The following is a 2784-nucleotide window of genomic DNA, read 5'->3' as shown; positions in this document are numbered from 1 at the left end:
AACTCCGGCGGGTAGTGCTTCATGACCACGAGATGTCCGTTCTCAGATTCTCAAGATCTAGTGTCTCGTGTGTCCAAGATCAGGGGTCAAGCCCCTTCCGTCTCGGCTTCGGCGATTCGGGCGATCAAGTTGTCGCGGATCTCGGCAAGCCGTGCCCGTTGGGCCGGGTCAGGTCGGATACGAGACCGGTGCGGCACCCCGGCCTCGTGCGCGGCCTGGAGCGCGGCCAGGACCTCCGCGCCGATCCGCGCTCCAGCCGCGTGTACAGACGCTCCACCTTGGCGCTGGGCAGCCCGCGGCCGGAGCCCGGACTTGACGGTGACCTCCCGGTGCGGCACCTCGTCGTGGGCGCGCCACACGGTGCCCATGCCGCCTTCTCCGAGAGGGTCGAGCAGACGGTAGCGGCCGGCCACGACTCGGTTAGGGCTCATGCCCGAGGATGCGATGTCCTCGCGCTGAGCCGGGACTTCCCGCCCCTGACCCTCGGGAACGGGCGGATCCGCCCGGACGTCTCCCGCCTGATCGGATGTCATTGCTCCGCCACCCCTGTTCTCCCCTCTCACGTCAGCAGTTCCCTTGCCAAGGCACCGCATAGGAGCTGCCGATTTCGTACAGCCCTGGTGTGGAAACTCTGAAACGGATCCAGTCACCATCACGCTCGATACAACCAGCGCTGGTGCGTAGCCAGGGGGAATAGGGGATACGCAACCTGACCATTCCAGGCTTGGGGGCTTGTACTGCAATTTTTGCGTTGTCGCTGCTGACGACTGACGCATCTGCACCTGAGATAATTGGCCTGGCACCCTTCACCCGATAAATCTGCCACTGGGAGTCGTGCCATACCGGCTCCAGCCAGCTTGGTCTGCTGCGGACGAGCTTGGCTTCGTCTTTTGCCGCCCAATCAGGCTCACCCCCCGGCAAGACGACATAACCCACCGCCCACTTGTCGAGCCATGCGCGATATTTCCCAATCGTGAACTGGTTTTCATAGAACAGGCCCCCACGTTCTACATCGAGCTGACGATTCCACCCCCGTGCCAGATTCACGTGAGGACCGAGTACGGTGGTTTCGCGATGATTGACAGCAGGCACTACCTCCACACGCGTGCGGTCCGCGTGCAAACGGTCGAGTGCCTTCAACACACCTTGCGTGTGGGACGCCCATGACGGCACAGGTGTCGACATTTTGAGCACATGGACAGTGTGTGCCGTCACCCACTGCACAGAAAGAGCGAGGGAAAGCCCGATAGCTATCCTTGGCACTATTCGAACGCCGCGCTCGAGTAGCACGCAGAGAAGCACTGGAGGCCCGAATAGTTCAGCGAGACGGATTACGTTGGAGCCGACAGGCGAAGAAATCAGTCCGGTCAAAACCACGCCTGACGCATAAACCGCGGAGCTGAAACGTAGAGTCCTCCACTCTCGCGGTGCCAGCAGCGCCAGAACGATTCCGAAGAGGGCTGGCTTCCAAATATCGCCCATTGCCATGGGCATTACGCCGCTAAAAGGAAAGAGCAAGATTTCCAAAGCGACCACTGCGACAGGTGGTGCACAAACAGCGATAGCTCTTCCAATATCCCGGTTCAAGAGCCACCCTGCCCCAAGAACCAGGAGGAACAGCCCTGCGACGGGACTGGCCAGAGTTGCCACGGCGCTGAACGCCGATGCCAGGACCAAGCGCCGACTGGAACCTGCCAGGCCAAGACAGGATACTAGTGCCAGAGTCACGCCCAGTGCGAAAGTCGAGCGCCCCGATGCGACATTCGCCCAGAGAGACAGGGCCGCCAGGAGTGTAGGCCACAGCGGACGACTTACTCCGCTACGCACGAATATACGCCCCATGAACCACGTGGCAATGATTCCCGCCCCCGCGGTGACAGTCCGCACACCAAGAAAAGCCATCAACTGCGGCGCAATTACACTGTAGTTGCCGACATGGATGCCCCCGTACCAGCCCAGGTTGTAGGGGGATCCGGGGTGTCGGGAGACGAAATCCGCCCATGAAATTTGCGCGGCAAGGTCACCGCCACCTGTTGCCAGATAGGCGGCCCATACTGCATACAGCGGCAAGGCCAGGGCGGTAGCCGAAATCGGGACGTAGTGCTTGCGCCAGCATGTATGCGCCCATGTGAATCTGCTGGCATGAACACTATCCACAGGCAGTTGGACCGCCGGGGCGGAGAGAGGCAATGGTCGTCCGTTCAGTATTTCCTGCGGAACTCTTGTGGAGCTATCGAACGTCTCACTGGGCAATTTGATCGATTTCTGGCTCGATGATCGGCAAGAATTGCTCGAACATTTTACTGGCGACGGGTGTTCGCCGTCTCGATCTTGTCGAATTAGTCCACACGCAGATTCTTCCACCGGCGTCAACGTCAGCCACACGTCGTCCGCGGGCCACTTCGGGGGCCCGCGCGTCCGCTACATCCCGAATAGAACCGATTGAGTTTCGGATCAATAGAGCGCTGGTCAGCGACAAGGGCGCGATGACGACAAAGGCTTCGGCCGGGCTCGGTGATTGTCGACGGGCGAGTACGGGAGGGGAAACCGTTCTGGCCACGGCGGGGCCACGTTCATCACAGGACATCGGTGGCAGGGCCTTTCAGTAGTGGCGAAGAGACTCGGCCAGCGTGTTCGGACCTCGTTGACCGGTTGCTGACCCAACCTGACCGGCCGATCAGGAAGACGCGCCGGCGCTGTGCGAGGCTGCACCGCATGCGCATCCTGGTGGTCGAAGACGAGGTGGACCTTGCCCACACCCTGCACACCGGTCTGACCGCCGAG

1 protein-coding gene and 2 pseudogenes are annotated in these 2784 nt (G+C 61.2%); 1 reads left to right on the top strand and 2 read right to left on the bottom strand.

The window, feature by feature from the left end:
- Positions 1-202 precede the first annotated feature (202 nt).
- Together ACWDSL_RS52870 and ACWDSL_RS52865 are read right to left on the bottom strand one after the other, a co-directional pair.
- Positions 203-431 (bottom strand): annotated as a pseudogene (locus ACWDSL_RS52870) (hypothetical protein); the annotation flags it as partial.
- A 133-nt stretch (positions 432-564) separates the two neighbouring features.
- A complete protein-coding gene (locus tag ACWDSL_RS52865) occupies positions 565-1140 on the bottom strand; it encodes a hypothetical protein (RefSeq protein WP_450496859.1) in 576 nt (191 codons plus the stop codon).
- Positions 1141-2715: 1575 nt separating this feature from the next.
- Between ACWDSL_RS52865 and ACWDSL_RS52860 the strand changes: the two are divergent.
- Positions 2716-2784 (top strand): annotated as a pseudogene (locus tag ACWDSL_RS52860) (response regulator transcription factor); the annotation flags it as partial.

This window comes from Streptomyces sp. NPDC000941 (assembly GCF_053599555.1).
Note: the sequence above shows the minus strand (reverse complement) of the source record. Positions and strands in the feature narration are given on the sequence as shown.